The following is a 14,035-nucleotide window of genomic DNA, read 5'->3' on the forward strand; positions in this document are numbered from 1 at the left end:
AACCGCCGGCAGGAAGATCACATCGAGCTGATCGCGTCGGAAAACTACACGAGCCCGGCCGTGATGGCCGCGCAGGGCTCGCAGCTCACGAACAAGTACGCGGAAGGGTATCCGGGCAAGCGCTACTACGGCGGCTGTGAATACGTCGACGTGGTCGAGCAGCTGGCGATCGATCGCGTGAAGCAGCTGTTCGGCGCGGAAGCGGCGAACGTGCAGCCGAACTCGGGTTCGCAGGCGAACCAGGGTGTGTTCTTCGCAATGCTCAAGCCGGGCGACACGATCATGGGCATGAGCCTCGCGCACGGCGGTCACCTGACGCACGGCTCGCCGGTCAACATGTCGGGCAAGTGGTTCAACGTCGTCAGCTATGGCCTGAACGAGCAGGAAGACATCGACTACGACGCTGCCGAGAAGCTGGCGAACGAGCACAAGCCGAAGCTGATCGTCGCGGGTGCATCGGCATTTGCGCTGAAGATCGATTTCGAGCGTCTGGCGAAGATCGCGAAGTCGGTCGGCGCGTACCTGATGGTCGACATGGCCCACTACGCCGGCCTGATCGCGGCAGGCGTGTACCCGAACCCGGTGCCGCACGCGGACTTCGTGACGACGACGACACACAAGAGCCTGCGCGGCCCGCGCGGCGGCGTGATCCTGATGAAGGCCGAGTACGAGAAGCAGATCAACTCGGCGATCTTCCCGGGCATCCAGGGCGGCCCGCTGATGCACGTGATCGCCGGCAAGGCAGTGGCATTCAAGGAAGCGCTGTCGCCGGAGTTCAAGGCATATCAGCAGAAGGTGGTCGAGAACGCACGCGTGCTGGCTGAAACGCTGGTCAAGCGCGGCCTGCGCATCGTGTCGGGCCGTACGGAAAGCCACGTGATGCTGGTGGACCTGCGCGCGAAGAAGATCACGGGCAAGGCAGCGGAAGCGGCGCTCGGTGCGGCGCACATCACGGTGAACAAGAACGCGATCCCGAACGATCCGGAAAAGCCGTTCGTGACGAGCGGTATCCGCCTGGGTTCGCCGGCGATGACGACGCGCGGCTTCGGCCCGGCGGAAGCCGAGAAGGTCGGCAACCTGATCGCCGACGTGCTCGAGAACCCGGAAGATGCAGCGACGATCGAGCGCGTGCGCGCGCAAGTGGCCGAGCTGACCCAGCGTTTCCCGGTCTATCGCTGATCCCGCATGCGCTGCCCGTTCTGCCGGCATGAAGACACGCAGGTCGTCGACTCGCGCGTGTCCGAAGATGGCGCCGCGATTCGCCGGCGCCGCCGCTGCTCGGCCTGCGACAAGCGTTTCACGACGTACGAGCGGGTCGAGCTGAACCTGCCGGCCGTCGTGAAGAAGGACGGCAGCCGCACGGAATTCGATCGTCGCAAGATCGTCGCCAGCATGCAACTCGCGCTGCGCAAGCGGCCGGTTGCGGCTGACGCGATCGACGCGGCGGTCGCCCGCATCGAATATCAACTGCTCGCGACCGGCGAGCGTGAAGTGCGTAGCGAGAAGCTCGGCGAACTCGTGATGAACGAGTTGCGCGGCCTCGATACGATTGCCTATGTCCGTTTCGCATCGGTTTACCGCCGGTTCGAGGACGTTTCCGAATTTGCCGACGTGATCGAAGAGTTCCGTCGCGCGTCCCCCTCCAAGCCTCCGCGTAAGCGCTGACGCGCTGCGTCTGTTCATCGTTTTCTCCGTGGGTCCAGTTCGCGCCGATTGTGTCGGCCGCGAGCGCATGTCGCCAGTCGGCCGTTCGGCGAATGGCGCGTGTTCGCATGCGTCGCTACAGTCGTCGCATCACGTTGACGGAGGGCGATGGCGATGGGACTGCACCGGCAAGCCGTTGAAAAAGGCATGCGACGCTGCGGCGGGTTCACGCTCGTCGAATTGATGGTCGCGATCGCGCTGGCGGTCGGGATCGGGCTTTATGCCGCCCCTGCATTCGATCAGTGGCGCATGCGCGAGCGCGTGGATGCCCGCTCTCGCGCGCTGCTCGGCGCGTTGTCGTTCGCCCGCACCGAGGCGACGCGTCTCGGCGTGCGCGTCACGCTGTGCCGGGCCGGGCGCGACGGCGACTGCGTGCGATCCGGCGAGCGGTGCGACCCGGCGGAATGGTCGTGCGGCTGGATCGTCAGCGGGCAGTTCGACGGGCAGTCGCGCGTGTTGCGGCGTTACCCGCGCGATGCCGACATCGCCGTCGCGGGCGCGGCGCACGACCTGGCGTTCGCGCCGCCGGCCGGGCAGGTGATCGGCGGGATCCGGCGTTTTGAATTGCGTCCGCAGCGGGCGTTGTCCGACGACGATGCACGCGTGTCGCGGTGCATCCGGATTGCGGCCGGCGGCCGGGCGCGCGTCGTCGCCGGCCGTTGCGACGCGGCGTGAAGCGCATGTACCGGCGGATGCGCGGCGCGTCGCTGCTCGAAGCGGTGCTGGCGGTTGCGCTGCTCGCGGCCGTGATGCTGGCGGTGGCCGGCAGCCAGTTCGCGATGGCGCGCGTGCAGCAATCAACGATCCGGCGTGAACGTGCGCTGTGGCTGGCCGACGCACGTATCGAGCGGCAGCATGCGGCGGCAGGGGCCGACGATGGCGTGGCGGCGCTCGCGGCCGCATCGTTGCCGGGCGGCACGATGGCGCTCGACCACGGGCCGGCCGGTATCCGGTACCTGATTGTCGGCTGGCGCGACGCCGAGACGGAGGCTTCGATGCGATGCGACGGCGCGGGGGCGCCGGTCAAGCCACCGTCGTGTGTGCGGATTCCGTTTCGGGAGGATGAGGCCAATGCCGATGAACGTTGATCGCCGCAGCCGCGCGCACACGCTGCTCGAAGTGCTGATCGCGATGACCGTCGGGCTGCTCGTGCTTGCCGCAGCAGGTGCGCTGTACCACGCCCAGCGCGTCGCACAGCGGCGTGCGGAAGACGGGTTCCGGATGCGCGATGCGGCCGCGACCGCATTGATGCTGATCGGCCAGCAGATCCAGATGGCCGGGTTTCGCCCGCTCGATGTCGAATCGGCGTTGGCCTTGTCGCCGGTGTTCGGCTGTTCCTCGGCGCGCGTGCGAGGCGACGGCGCGCGGGTGCACTGCGAAGCCGTGCGCGCAGCGTCGGATGCGGTGCTGATCCGGTATGTCGGCGACACCGTGTCGACGTGGCCGACGATCAGCGGCCAGGTGTCGGACTGTCTTGGGCAGGGTGTCGGTGCCCCCGGCGAGCGGCCGCTGGTGGAAAACCGCTTCGACGCGCATGTCAGTCCGTCGACGGGCGAACCCGAACTGTACTGCGAAGGCAGTGGGCGCCCGGGCACGCCGCAACCGGTCGTGTCCGGGATCGACCAGCTTCGTGTGCGCTACCTGCGTCGCGCAGGCGCGCCATTCGCCAACGCGGAGGAACTGGGCGCCGACGAGTGGCACGATGTCGCCGCCGTGCACGTGTGCGTGCGTGCTCGCGGCGAACCGATGCGTGAGCCCGCGCGCCACGTCGATTGCGATGGTCGCATGGTCGTTTCGCAGGACGGCCGCGCGCATCTGGTGCTGCATCGAATCGTCGCGTTGCGCAATGGCGCGAGCGCATTCGCCGATCCCGTCCGAGGCGGGGCGCCCGTTCGTGAGGTGTGGCCATGATCCACGTAAGCCGAATCGTCAGCGAGTTGGCGATGCGAATCGCGGCAAGGCGTGCGGCGCGGATAGCGGCGCGCCGTGGCGTCGCACGGCACGCATCGCGCGGTGGAGGCATCATGCCGGGCCGCTGCGCCGCGCGCCCCCGCCTTCCGTCTGCCCGCCGCGGCTGGCGACGCGACGCAGGGCTCGCGCTGCCTGCCGTGATCGCGGTCGGGGCGGCGGTCGCCGCACTGACCGGCACATGGTTCGAAGCGGCGCTGACGGAATCGCGCCGCACGCGTGCCTTGTCGGATCGGCTGATTGCGTTCCATGCGGCCGATGCCGCGCTGGCAGCCTGTATCGCACGATTGCGCCGCAGCGGCGCGCCGTACCGGGACGACCCTGCATCACACGCCGAGCCGGATGCGTGGCGGCGGATGTCCGCGCCTGGCGTTGCCGAAGCGTTCGCACCGTTCGCCGCCTGGCCGATGGCGGTCCGGCCCCCGCGCTGCCTGATCGAGACGTGGCGAGGTGTCGGTCCGGCAGGTAGCCGCGCTTACCTCGTCACCGCGCGTGGCGTCGGCAGCCATGCATCGAGCGTGGTCTGGCTGCAGAGTCAGGTCGCGCTGCGCGACGGGCGCATCGTGGCGCAGCGCTGGCGCCGCGTCGCGGCGGTGCATCGATGAACGGACAAACGCCGATGCGCCGATCGGCGGCGTTCACGTTGCTCGAACTGATGATCGTGCTCGCGATCGTCGCCGCGCTGGCCGCGTGGGGCGTTCCGTCGTATCGCGACCATGTCGCGCGCGTGCATCGCGCAGCGGCGGTTGCCGCGCTGTACCGGGCAGCCCAATATCTCGAAACGCTCGACGGCGCGCCGCCACCGACGTTACCGGACGCATACGCGCACGCACCATCGGACGGGCCGGTAGTCTATCGTGTGGCGCTACGGCGATCGACCGGCGACGATGCGGCGGTGGCCTACGAACTCGTCGCGAGCCCGCTCGACACGGGGCCAATGCGCGACGATGGATGCGGCGCATTCACGCTGCGCTCGGACGGAACGAAAGGCAATGCGGGATCGGACGACACCGCGATAGAGGCACCGGTGCGGACATGCTGGAGCGTGCGTTGATCAGGCGATCTTGCACGGACAGCGCGCAACGGCACAGGGCCGCGCGCGCAGGTCGTGGTGTGTCAGTCGTCGGTTGCCGTGTTGTCGCGCTCGTCGCGCGACTGCTTCCAGATCCGGTAGACCTCCCACGCGGCGAAGCCGACGGTGCCCCACTTCAGCGCGGGGCCCGCGCTCGCGCGCAGCAGCGAGCGAACGGGTTTCGCCAGTACGAGCGATGCAAGCGAACTCAGCATCGGATACTGGTTGACGAGCTGGGCGAGGTTTGCGTTCAGGTTCTTGGCGGACTGGCTGAACTTGCTGCTCGACAGGCCGGGGATGAACACCTTGAGCCAGCTGAAGCGCGTGACGGCGTGGCGCATGTCGGCGGCGGCTTCGGCAAGCTCGAGCCGCTCGACCTCGGAGCGCAGGATCAGCAATTCCTTGCGGAGCGCGCGATGCTGCGACGCGCTCCACTTCGATCGCGACGAATGGGAGCGGGGTGAATGGCCCGTGACGTTCTGGCTCATGGCGCGTCGGCGAAGTAGGTGAGTGGGGTGAGCGCGACCGCGTTCACGGCTTGCCGCGGAAAATGTCGCGGTCTTTCTCGAGCTCGGCGAGCGTCGCTTCGAACACGGTCGGTGCATCGCGCAGGCCCGAGCGCGCCTTCAGCGCACATGCGAGGCCGGCGATCGCGTAAAGCGCGGTGATGACCGCAAGCGACTGCCAGCGGTAGGTGTCCCAGAACGCGATCGCGATCAGCACCGTCAGGCTGATGAGTGCCATCGTCGCGAGCATCATGGCGGCGAGCCCGAGGAACAGCACGCCCATCAGGCGCTCCTTCTCCTCGGCGAGCTCGATGCCGACCAGTTCGAGACGCGTTTGCAGCAGGCCGATCGCGGAGCCGACGAGGCGGCGCAGCGGTCCCTGGCCGGACGGCTGCGGGTGGGTGTCTGTCGTCATGAATGAGGCGCTTTCGCGCGCAGTGAGCGGCTAGGTCAAAGCCGGCCGACGGCGAGCCGCCGGCCGGCTTCGGCACCCATGTGCCGCCGGGCGGTACATGGGGCGGAACGGCGCTGAGCGCGTTACTTGCGGTTGATCAGCAGACCGACCAGCACGCCGACGCCGGCGGCGATGCCGATCGACGTCCACGGATGCTCGTGCACGTAATCGTCGGTCGCGCGCGCGGCCTTCTTGCCTTTCTCGACCACCACGACCTGGACGTCGGCTGCCTTCTCCTTGGCCTGCTTCAGGCGCGTCATGGCTTTCTCGCGCAGCTCGGCCGCACGGTCGCCCGTGCTGCTCGCTGCTTGCTTGAGCAGATCCTCGGCGTCCGCGAGAACGTTTTTGATATCCGACATCAGTTTCTCCTTGTTGATTTCCGACATTGCAACTCCCTTCATGCTGTCATGCTGCAGGTTCATATCGTAGCGAAACGCCTGCCTGCTGGCGAGCCGGGATGATGCCCGGCGGCAGTGCAAGACCGCATGGTAAACGACTCGTAATCATGAACAGAGCCGCGAACGTTGCGAAAAGTTTCCTGCGCGGCCGGCGGCACCATTCCGCCATCGGGCAAAAATGACAAAAAAGTATGAATATCAAACGGAATAATCGTTCGCATGTCCCATTGCTTCCCGTAAGCTGACGGACTGTCCCGCGCCAACAGCGCGCGGTTTCAACCAGCATCGTTCGAGGAGGGAACATCATGAGTCTGCGTCTTGGTGACATCGCACCGGATTTCGAGCAGGAATCGAGCCTGGGCACGATCAAGTTTCACGAATGGCTCGGCGACGGCTGGGGCGTGCTGTTTTCACACCCGGCCGACTACACGCCGGTGTGCACGACGGAACTTGGGCTGACCGCGAAGCTGAAGGGCGAATTCGAGAAACGCAATGTGAAGGTGATCGCGCTGTCGGTCGACGGCGTCGAGTCGCACAAAGGCTGGATCAACGACATCAACGAAACGCAATCGACGGTTGTCGGCTTCCCGATCATCGCCGACGCGGACCGCAAGGTTTCGCAGCTGTACGACATGATCCACCCGAACGCGAACGAAACGCTGACGGTGCGCTCGCTGTTCGTGATCGATCCGAACAAGAAGGTGCGGCTGATCATCACCTACCCGGCCAGCACCGGGCGCAATTTCGACGAAGTGCTGCGCGTGATCGACTCGCTGCAACTGACCGACAACTACAAGGTCGCGACGCCCGGCAACTGGAAGGATGGCGACGACGTCGTGATCGTGCCGTCGCTGCAGGATCCGGAGGAGCTGAAGAAACGCTTCCCGAAGGGATTCAACGCGGTGCGCCCGTACCTGCGCCTCACGCCGCAGCCGAACAAGTAAGCACGGGGTGCGGCTTCGGCGGCGCGTGACGAACGCGCTGTGCCGATGAAAACGGCCCGCCCGGCAGCGATGCCGGGCGGGCCGTGTCTTTTTTTCACTGAGTGCGGTATAACGCGGCGGGCGCCGCGTCCCGCGCGAAAATGGTCAGAAGAATGCCTGGATGCCCGTCTGTGCGCGGCCGAGGATCAGCGCATGGATGTCGTGCGTGCCTTCATACGTGTTCACCACTTCGAGGTTCACGAGGTGGCGCGCGACGCCGAATTCGTCCGAGATGCCGTTGCCGCCGAGCATGTCGCGCGCGAGCCGTGCGATGTCGAGTGCCTTGCCGCACGAATTGCGCTTCATGATCGACGTGATCTCGACGGCCGCGGTGCCTTCGTCCTTCATCCGCCCGAGGCGCAGCACGCCCTGCAGGCCGAGCGTGATTTCGGTCTGCATGTCGGCGAGCTTTTTCTGGATCAGCTGGTTCGCGGCGAGCGGCCGGCCGAACTGCTGGCGGTCGAGCACGTACTGGCGCGCGGTGTGCCAGCACGACTCCGCGGCGCCGAGCGCGCCCCAGGCGATCCCGTAACGCGCCGAGTTCAGGCACGTGAACGGGCCGCGCAGGCCGCTCACGTTCGGCATCAGGTTTTCTTCGGGCACGAACACTTCGTCGAGCACGATTTCGCCGGTGATCGACGCGCGCAGTCCGACCTTGCCATGGATCGCAGGGGCGGAGAGCCCCTTCCAGCCTTTCTCGAGGATGAAGCCGCGGATCGCATCCTTGCCGTTTTCCTCGAGTTTCGCCCACACGACGAACACGTCGGCGATCGGCGAGTTCGTGATCCACATCTTCGCGCCGGACAGTGAATAGCCGCCGGGCACCTTCTTCGCGCGCGTGACCATGCTGCCCGGGTCGGAGCCGTGGTTCGGCTCGGTCAACCCGAAGCAGCCGATCCATTCGCCGCTCGCGAGCTTCGGCAGGTATTTCTGTTTCTGCGCGTCCGAGCCGAATGCGTGGATCGGGACCATCACGAGCGACGACTGCACGGACATCATCGAGCGGTAGCCGGAATCGACCCGCTCGACCTCGCGCGCGATCAGCCCGTAGCTGACGTAATTCAGGCCGGGGCCGCCGTACTCTTCCGGGATCGTCGGGCCGAGCAGGCCGACTTCGCCCATCTCGCGGAAGATCTCGGCGTCGGTGCGTTCATGACGGAACGCCTCGGTGACGCGCGGCGCGAGCTTGTCTTGCGCGTACGCGGATGCGGCATCGCGCACCATGCGCTCTTCTTCGGTCAGTTGCTGGTCGAGCAGCAGCGGATCGTCCCAATGAAAAGTTGCAGCGGTCATCGTTTCATCTCCTGTCGGCCAGAGTTAGCGCTTTAGCGCTTACTCTGGCCCCATGCTTCGCGGTCGGCCCAGAGTTAGCGCTTTAGCGCTTGCTCTGGCCCCATGCTTTGCAGTCGGCCTGGAGTCGGCGCTTCAGCGCTTGCTCTGATCCCATGCTTTGCGGTCGGTCCCAGGGTGGCGCTTCTCTGCCTGGCCCATCTCTAAAGTTTGCTTGACTCAAGTTCCGCTGTGCGGAACAATGTTTTGCAAAACGAACCCAGTGTAGCACCAGATGACGCTTTCAACCATCGACGAAACCACGATCGACGAGCGCAAGTTCGTCGTTGCGCTCGCGCGCGGGCTCGACCTGCTGCGCGCATTCCGGCCCGGCGAGACGATGCTCGGCAATCGCGACTTCGCGGAGCGCACCGGGTTGCCGAAGGCGACCGTGAACCGGCTCGCGTATACGCTGACCGTGCTCGGCTACCTGCGCTACGACGAGACGCTCGGCAAGTATGCGCTCGACGCCGGCGTGCTCTCGCTCGGCTACGCGCTGCTGTCCGGCTCCGGGACGCTCGATCTCGCGCGGCCGCACATGCAGGCGCTCGCGCGCGAGATCGGCGCGGCCGTGTCGCTCGGCTGCCGCGACGGGCTCGACATGATCTATCTGGAAACGATCCGCAGCGAAACCGCGCTGACGCTCGGGCTTGCACCCGGCTCGCGACTGTCGATGCTGACGAGCTCGATGGGGCGCGCGTACCTGGCCGTGCAGCCGGAAGACGTGCGCCGCGCGCTCTATGCCGATCTGCACCGCGCGACCGGCGGCGCGGCCGATGCCGATGCGCTCGTCGCGGCCGCGCAGCAAGCGGTGGCCGAGTTTTCCGATGGCGGCTGCTGTTATTCGTTTCGCGCGTGGCACATGGACGTGAACGCGGCGGCCGTGCCGTTCCGCGAGCCGCGCGAGGGCCGCTGGCTGATCCTGAGCTGCAGCGGGCCCGCATCGTCGATGGACGAGGACATATTCCGCACGCAGGTCGGGCCGAAACTGAAGGCGCTCGCGCAGCGGCTCGGGCAGACGGCCTGAGACACCACGCCGGGCGCACGCGCGAAACGAATGACAGCATCCGCCATCCGCCGCGCCCCGCGCGCGTTCGCCGCCCCGCCGCTCAGGCCGTCACGACCTTCGCGAACACCGGCCCCTGCATGAACCGCACGTCGTGCTGGCGTAGCAGCTCGCACTGCGTCTCGTCGACGACGCCGTCGAAAATCAGCGGAATCCGCACGCGCTGCGCATAGGCGACCAGCGCCTTCACCATCCCGTTGCGCAGCGCGATGCCCGCATCCATCTTGATGTAGTCGGGCCGCGCCATCTCCGATTCGACCGCGAGGATCCGGCCCGGGTCGGGCAGCTTGTCCGCGACCTTGAAGCCGTGATGCTGGTAGCTGCGCGTCAGGTAGCCGAGGAAAGTCTTGTGCGCGACCGCGACGGCCGGTAGCTCGATCACGATGCGCTCGCTCGGCAACCCGAAGCGCTGCAGCACCGCCGAGAAATGCTTGCCGTGGTCGTACTTCACGCTCTTGAGCAGCCGTTCGTGCACGCGCAGGAACAACAGCCCGTGGCGTTGCGCGCCGAAGAAGTTGATCGCATGCAGCGCGCGCGACAGCCGGTCGATCGCGACGAGCGCCTGGTCGTCGACGGCCGAGTCGACCGGGTCGTGCGGCGCGCCCGTGACCAGCGTGACGGCCTGGAAGCCGAGTTCGTCGCCGTAGCGCTCGATCGCATCCGCGAACGACGTCGACTGCGGTGCGCCGGGCATCGTCACGTCGTAGATCGGTTCATAAGCGCTCGCGAGCGTGCGCTCGGGCAGATTCGCGCACGCGGTGCCGCCGTCGGCAAGCGCGAGGTGTTCCCGCAGATAAGGCAGTTGCCCGGCGCGGGCGACCAGCTCGGGAATGTTGGGCGGAATCATCGGTGTAGGAAGGAAAAATGGCGGCCGAAAGGGGCCGCCTCATGCCTTGATATTAGCAGTGCGCGTCCGGCTCGGCTTGGCGTTTCGCTCATATGGTTATCCCGTCCCCGACGCGATCGCTAGGGTTTACGTTGATTTCACTATTCGTAATTGGTTTTACTATTCGTAAATCCAGGATGTGTCGCCGATCAAGAAAAGCGGCATTCGGGCGCCCGCGGTCGGCGCCGTTTCCGAATCGAATCAACAGGAAGCAAGGAGCGAGACGTGGCGGGTGACAGCATGTGGACGGAGCAGGGCGGGCCGCGGCATCGGCGGCAGGTCGTGGATCTGGGCGGAACGGCGCGGCGCGCACCGGCGCGCGCACGGCAGGGCTGAGGAGCGGATGGCGACCATGAGCATCGATTACCAGACGCTGAAGTTCGACTACCGGCCGCGCGCGGCGCGGGCCGCCGGCAATGACACGGCCGTTCACCCGGTGATCGTCGTCGGCGCGGGCCCGGTGGGCCTGTCGGCCGCGATCGACCTGGCGCAGCAGGGGGTGCCGGTCGTGCTGCTCGATGATGACGACACGCTGTCGACGGGCTCGCGCGCGATCTGTTTCGCGAAGCGCACGCTCGAGATTTTCGACCGGCTCGGCTGCGGCGAGCGCTTCGTCGACAAGGGCGTGAGCTGGCATGTCGGCAAGGTGTTCCTGCAGGACGAACAGCTGTACGCGTTCGACCTGCTGCCCGAGGAAGGGCATGCGCGCCCGGCGTTCATCAACCTGCAGCAGTACTACGTCGAAGGCTATCTGGCCGAGCGCGCGTTCGAGCTGCCGAATCTCGAGATCCGCTGGAAGCACAAGGTGACGGGCGTCGCGCAGTCGGCGGACCACGCGGCGCTGACGGTCGAGACGCCGGAAGGCATCGACACGCTGCGCGCGCAATACGTGATCGCGGCCGACGGCTCGCGCAGCCCGATGCGCGCGGCGATGGGCCTCGAGAGCCGCGGCCGCACGTTCAAGGACCGCTTCCTGATCGCCGACGTGAAGATGAAGGCGGAATTCCCGACCGAGCGCTGGTTCTGGTTCGATCCGCCGTTTCACCGCAACCAGTCGGTGCTGCTGCATCGCCAGCCCGACAACGTGTGGCGCATCGACTTCCAGCTCGGCTGGGACGCCGATCCGGTCGCCGAGAAGCAGCCGGAGCGCGTGATCCCGCGCGTGCGCGCGCTGCTCGGCGCGGACGTCGAGTTCGAGCTGGAATGGGTGAGCGTCTATACGTTTCGCTGCCAGCGGATGGATACGTTCCGTCATGGCCGCGTGTTGTTCGCGGGGGATTCCGCGCACGGCGTGTCGCCGTTCGGCGCGCGCGGCGCGAACAGCGGCGTGCAGGACGCGGACAACCTCGCGTGGAAGCTGAAGCTGGTGCTCGACGGCCGCTCCGACGACCGCCTGCTCGACACCTATGCGAGCGAGCGCGAGTTCGCCGCCGACGAGAATATCCGCAATTCGACGCGTTCCACCGACTTCATCACGCCGAAGAGCGCGGTGTCGCGCGTGTTCCGCGACGCGACGCTGAAGCTTGCGCGCGACTGCGAGTTCGCGCGCAAGCTCGTGAACAGCGGCCGCCTGTCGGTGCCGGCCGTGCTGGCCGATTCGCCGCTGAATACACCGGACCGCAACGGTGACGCGTTCGCGTGCGCGATGCGTCCGGGTGCCGCTGCGGCCGATGCGCCGGTGCGCGCGCAGGGGGCGCCGGACTGGCTGCTGAAGCATCTCGGCGACGGCTTCGCCGGCGTGCTGTTCGGGCTGCCGGGCGACGCCGCCGCGCTCGCGCAAGCGCTCGCGGGACTCGCGCTGCCGGTGCGGCCCGTGCTGGTGGTGCCGGCCGGGCATGCGCAGCCGGTGGCGGGCGTCGACGTCGTGGAGGACGTCGACGGTTTCGCCGCGCAACGCTACGACGCGAAGCCCGGCACGTTCTACCTGCTGCGCCCCGACCAGCACGTCTGCGCACGGATGCGCACGCTCGAGCGCCAGGCGATCGCCGACGCGCTGGCGCGCGCGACCTGCGCACGCTGAACACGGCATTGAACGCCGCATCGAACCAGACCACGACACCGGAGACACCCGTCATGCCCCGACTCGACACCCGCCCGCGCCTGGCCGATCCGGACGCGTTCTACGAAGCGCTGATCGACATGCATCGCGACCTGTCGGACGCCGACAGCCAGCTCGTCAACGCAAAGCTGATCCTGCTGCTCGCGAACCAGATCGGCGACGCCGACGTGCTGCGCGAAGCGATGGCACTCGCCCGCCAGGGCGTGACGCCGCCCGTGCATCCGGCCGCCGAGGCGGCGCAATGAGCGCGGCGTCGGCCGCCGCGCGCGTGCTCGAGGTTGAGCGCGTGATCGACGACACGCATCGCCCGGGCTTTCACTGGATGCTGCTCGTGCTGTGCGGGCTGTGCCTCGTGATCGACGGCTTCGATGCGCAGGCGATGGGCTACGTCGCGCCGAGCGTGATCGCCGAATGGGGCGTGCCGAAGCAGGCGCTCGGGCCCGTGTTCAGCGCGAGCCTGTTCGGGATGCTGCTCGGCGCGCTCGGGCTGTCGGTGCTGGCCGACCGGATCGGGCGCCGCCCGGTGCTGATCGGCTCGACGCTGTTCTTCGCGGTGACGATGCTCGCGACGCCGTTCGCCGGCTCGATTCCCGTGTTGATGGCGCTGCGCTTCGTCACGGGCCTCGGCCTCGGCTGCATCATGCCGAACGCGATGGCGCTGGTCGGCGAGTTCAGCCCGGCCGCGCATCGCGTGAAGCGGATGATGATCGTGTCGTGCGGCTTCACGCTCGGCGCGGCACTCGGCGGCTTCATCAGCGCCGCGCTGATTCCGTCGCTCGGCTGGCGTGCCGTGTTCTTCGTCGGCGGCGCGGTGCCGCTCGTGCTGACGATCGCGATGCTCGCGCGGCTGCCCGAGTCGCTGCAGTTCCTGGTGCTGAAAGGGCGCGACGCGCAGGCACGCGACTGGCTCGCGCGCTTCGCGCCGCAGGCCGGCATCGATGCGAACACGCGCCTCGTCGTGCGCGAGCGCGCGGCAAGCGGCGCGCCGGTCGCCGAGCTGTTCCGTCACGGCCGCCTGCCGGTCACGCTGCTGCTGTGGGCGATCAGCTTCATGAACCTGATCGACCTGTATTTCCTGTCGAACTGGCTGCCGACCGTGATGCGCGACGCGGGCCATGCGCCGGGCACGGCGGTGATCGTCGGCACGGTGCTGCAGACGGGTGGCGTGATCGGCACGCTGTCGCTCGGCTGGTTCATCGAACGCCACGGCTTCGTGCGCGTGCTGTTCGCGTGTTTCGCGTGCGCCGCCGTGTCGGTGGGATTGATCGGCTCGGTCGCGCATGCGCTGCCGTGGCTGCTGCTGGTCGTGTTCGCGGGCGGGTTCTGCGTGGTCGGCGGGCAGCCGGCCGTGAACGCGCTCGCGGGCCAGTACTACCCGACGTCGCTGCGCTCGACCGGCATCGGCTGGAGCCTCGGGATCGGCCGGATCGGCTCGGTGCTCGGGCCGCTCGTCGGCGGCCAGCTGATTGCGCTCAACTGGACCAACGGTGCGTTGTTCCACGCGGCTGCGGTGCCCGTGCTGTGCTCGGCGCTGTTCGTGCTGGGCCTGGCGGGTGTCACGCGGCGCAACGGCGCGCAGGCGCCGAGCGCCGCCATGAATTGATGGAGAA

At 67.5% G+C, this 14,035-nt stretch carries 18 protein-coding genes; 12 read left to right on the top strand and 6 right to left on the bottom strand.

Features of this window, described 5'->3' with window-relative positions; genetic code table 11:
* From glyA to ACTJKF_RS20405, 7 genes are all read left to right on the top strand, one after another.
* Positions 1 to 1,179: serine hydroxymethyltransferase (glyA, locus tag ACTJKF_RS20375; RefSeq protein ID WP_440625547.1), on the top strand; the 1,179-nt coding region annotated here is incomplete at its 5' end.
* A 6-nt stretch (positions 1,180 to 1,185) separates the two neighbouring features.
* Positions 1,186 to 1,665, top strand: coding sequence for a transcriptional regulator NrdR (gene nrdR, locus ACTJKF_RS20380; RefSeq protein WP_006760615.1), 480 nt, complete (start codon positions 1,186 to 1,188; stop codon positions 1,663 to 1,665).
* A 153-nt stretch (positions 1,666 to 1,818) separates the two neighbouring features.
* Positions 1,819 to 2,379, top strand: a complete 561-nt coding sequence (locus tag ACTJKF_RS20385; RefSeq protein ID WP_440625695.1) for a GspH/FimT family pseudopilin — start codon at positions 1,819 to 1,821, stop codon at positions 2,377 to 2,379.
* Positions 2,380 to 2,396: 17 nt separating this feature from the next.
* Entirely contained in the window at positions 2,397 to 2,792 is a 396-nt protein-coding gene (locus ACTJKF_RS20390; RefSeq protein ID WP_440625549.1) for a hypothetical protein, read from the top strand.
* Positions 2,776 to 3,615, top strand: coding sequence for a PilW family protein (locus ACTJKF_RS20395; protein ID WP_440625551.1), 840 nt, complete (start codon positions 2,776 to 2,778; stop codon positions 3,613 to 3,615). The genes ACTJKF_RS20390 and ACTJKF_RS20395 overlap by 17 nt, the downstream gene beginning before the upstream one ends.
* Before the next feature lie 200 nt (positions 3,616 to 3,815).
* On the top strand, positions 3,816 to 4,277 hold the full coding sequence (locus ACTJKF_RS20400; RefSeq protein ID WP_440625696.1) for a hypothetical protein: 462 nt from the start codon (positions 3,816 to 3,818) through the stop codon (positions 4,275 to 4,277).
* Positions 4,274 to 4,726: a type IV pilin protein gene (locus tag ACTJKF_RS20405; protein WP_440625553.1), complete on the top strand. Its 453-nt coding sequence runs from the start codon at positions 4,274 to 4,276 to the stop codon at positions 4,724 to 4,726. The genes ACTJKF_RS20400 and ACTJKF_RS20405 overlap by 4 nt, the downstream gene beginning before the upstream one ends.
* Before the next feature lie 62 nt (positions 4,727 to 4,788).
* Here ACTJKF_RS20405 and ACTJKF_RS20410 read toward each other — a convergent pair whose 3' ends face one another.
* From ACTJKF_RS20410 to ACTJKF_RS20425, 4 genes are all read right to left on the bottom strand, one after another.
* On the bottom strand, positions 4,789 to 5,232 hold the full coding sequence (locus ACTJKF_RS20410) for a DUF3318 domain-containing protein (protein WP_440625555.1): 444 nt from the start codon (positions 5,230 to 5,232) through the stop codon (positions 4,789 to 4,791).
* 43 nt (positions 5,233 to 5,275) lie between these two features.
* Positions 5,276 to 5,665, bottom strand: a complete 390-nt coding sequence (locus ACTJKF_RS20415; protein WP_440625557.1) for a phage holin family protein — start codon at positions 5,663 to 5,665, stop codon at positions 5,276 to 5,278.
* A gap of 122 nt (positions 5,666 to 5,787) precedes the next feature.
* Positions 5,788 to 6,090, bottom strand: a complete 303-nt coding sequence (locus ACTJKF_RS20420; protein WP_440625698.1) for a DUF883 family protein — start codon at positions 6,088 to 6,090, stop codon at positions 5,788 to 5,790.
* Positions 6,091 to 6,122: 32 nt separating this feature from the next.
* Positions 6,123 to 6,323: a hypothetical protein gene (locus ACTJKF_RS20425; protein ID WP_440625559.1), complete on the bottom strand. Its 201-nt coding sequence runs from the start codon at positions 6,321 to 6,323 to the stop codon at positions 6,123 to 6,125.
* Positions 6,324 to 6,407: 84 nt separating this feature from the next.
* Between ACTJKF_RS20425 and ACTJKF_RS20430 the strand changes: the two genes are divergently transcribed.
* The gene (locus ACTJKF_RS20430) at positions 6,408 to 7,046 is read left to right on the top strand and encodes a peroxiredoxin (protein ID WP_440625561.1); all 639 of its coding nucleotides are present in this window, start codon (positions 6,408 to 6,410) and stop codon (positions 7,044 to 7,046) included.
* 144 nt (positions 7,047 to 7,190) lie between these two features.
* Here ACTJKF_RS20430 and ACTJKF_RS20435 read toward each other — a convergent pair whose 3' ends face one another.
* A complete protein-coding gene (locus tag ACTJKF_RS20435; RefSeq protein ID WP_440625563.1) occupies positions 7,191 to 8,378 on the bottom strand; it encodes an acyl-CoA dehydrogenase in 1,188 nt (395 codons plus the stop codon).
* Between the two features lie 271 nt (positions 8,379 to 8,649).
* Here ACTJKF_RS20435 and ACTJKF_RS20440 point away from each other — a divergent pair, with 271 nt between their 5' ends.
* Positions 8,650 to 9,441, top strand: a complete 792-nt coding sequence (locus ACTJKF_RS20440) for an IclR family transcriptional regulator (RefSeq protein WP_440625564.1) — start codon at positions 8,650 to 8,652, stop codon at positions 9,439 to 9,441.
* 82 nt (positions 9,442 to 9,523) lie between these two features.
* On the opposite strand, the gene ACTJKF_RS20445 is transcribed toward ACTJKF_RS20440, so the two are convergent.
* Positions 9,524 to 10,327, bottom strand: a complete 804-nt coding sequence (locus ACTJKF_RS20445) for an EAL domain-containing protein (RefSeq protein WP_440625565.1) — start codon at positions 10,325 to 10,327, stop codon at positions 9,524 to 9,526.
* A gap of 382 nt (positions 10,328 to 10,709) precedes the next feature.
* On the opposite strand from ACTJKF_RS20445, the gene ACTJKF_RS20450 reads away from it, so the two are divergent.
* From ACTJKF_RS20450 to ACTJKF_RS20460, 3 genes are read left to right on the top strand one after another with little or no spacing between them, the layout of a single operon-like run.
* Positions 10,710 to 12,386 (top strand): FAD-dependent oxidoreductase, encoded by a 1,677-nt coding sequence (locus ACTJKF_RS20450; RefSeq protein WP_440625566.1) that lies wholly within the window; start codon positions 10,710 to 10,712, stop codon positions 12,384 to 12,386.
* Between the two features lie 53 nt (positions 12,387 to 12,439).
* A complete protein-coding gene (locus ACTJKF_RS20455; protein WP_044844106.1) occupies positions 12,440 to 12,670 on the top strand; it encodes a DUF2783 domain-containing protein in 231 nt (76 codons plus the stop codon).
* Positions 12,667 to 14,028 carry an MFS transporter gene (locus ACTJKF_RS20460; RefSeq protein WP_440625568.1) on the top strand — a complete coding sequence of 454 codons (1,362 nt, stop codon included), beginning with the start codon at positions 12,667 to 12,669 and terminating at the stop codon, positions 14,026 to 14,028. Before ACTJKF_RS20455 ends, ACTJKF_RS20460 begins: the two co-directional genes overlap by 4 nt.
* Positions 14,029 to 14,035: the final 7 nt, after the last annotated feature.

The sequence above is a fragment of the Burkholderia sp. 22313 genome (genome assembly GCF_052045245.1).
Lineage (GTDB): Bacteria > Pseudomonadota > Gammaproteobacteria > Burkholderiales > Burkholderiaceae > Burkholderia.

Coding starts and splice junctions, on each gene's coding strand:
- ACTJKF_RS20445 (WP_440625565.1), bottom strand. CDS start 10,327: ATGATTCCGCCCAACATTCCCGAGCTGGTCGCCCGCGCCGGGCAACTG.
- ACTJKF_RS20415 (WP_440625557.1), bottom strand. CDS start 5,665: ATGACGACAGACACCCACCCGCAGCCGTCCGGCCAGGGACCGCTGCGC.
- ACTJKF_RS20420 (WP_440625698.1), bottom strand. CDS start 6,090: ATGTCGGAAATCAACAAGGAGAAACTGATGTCGGATATCAAAAACGTT.
- ACTJKF_RS20410 (WP_440625555.1), bottom strand. CDS start 5,232: ATGAGCCAGAACGTCACGGGCCATTCACCCCGCTCCCATTCGTCGCGA.
- nrdR (WP_006760615.1), top strand. CDS start 1,186: ATGCGCTGCCCGTTCTGCCGGCATGAAGACACGCAGGTCGTCGACTCG.
- ACTJKF_RS20435 (WP_440625563.1), bottom strand. CDS start 8,378: ATGACCGCTGCAACTTTTCATTGGGACGATCCGCTGCTGCTCGACCAG.
- ACTJKF_RS20440 (WP_440625564.1), top strand. CDS start 8,650: ATGACGCTTTCAACCATCGACGAAACCACGATCGACGAGCGCAAGTTC.
- ACTJKF_RS20395 (WP_440625551.1), top strand. CDS start 2,776: ATGCCGATGAACGTTGATCGCCGCAGCCGCGCGCACACGCTGCTCGAA.
- ACTJKF_RS20460 (WP_440625568.1), top strand. CDS start 12,667: ATGAGCGCGGCGTCGGCCGCCGCGCGCGTGCTCGAGGTTGAGCGCGTG.
- ACTJKF_RS20450 (WP_440625566.1), top strand. CDS start 10,710: ATGGCGACCATGAGCATCGATTACCAGACGCTGAAGTTCGACTACCGG.
- ACTJKF_RS20430 (WP_440625561.1), top strand. CDS start 6,408: ATGAGTCTGCGTCTTGGTGACATCGCACCGGATTTCGAGCAGGAATCG.
- ACTJKF_RS20390 (WP_440625549.1), top strand. CDS start 2,397: ATGCGCGGCGCGTCGCTGCTCGAAGCGGTGCTGGCGGTTGCGCTGCTC.
- ACTJKF_RS20455 (WP_044844106.1), top strand. CDS start 12,440: ATGCCCCGACTCGACACCCGCCCGCGCCTGGCCGATCCGGACGCGTTC.
- ACTJKF_RS20405 (WP_440625553.1), top strand. CDS start 4,274: ATGAACGGACAAACGCCGATGCGCCGATCGGCGGCGTTCACGTTGCTC.
- ACTJKF_RS20425 (WP_440625559.1), bottom strand. CDS start 6,323: ATGCGAACGATTATTCCGTTTGATATTCATACTTTTTTGTCATTTTTG.
- ACTJKF_RS20385 (WP_440625695.1), top strand. CDS start 1,819: ATGGGACTGCACCGGCAAGCCGTTGAAAAAGGCATGCGACGCTGCGGC.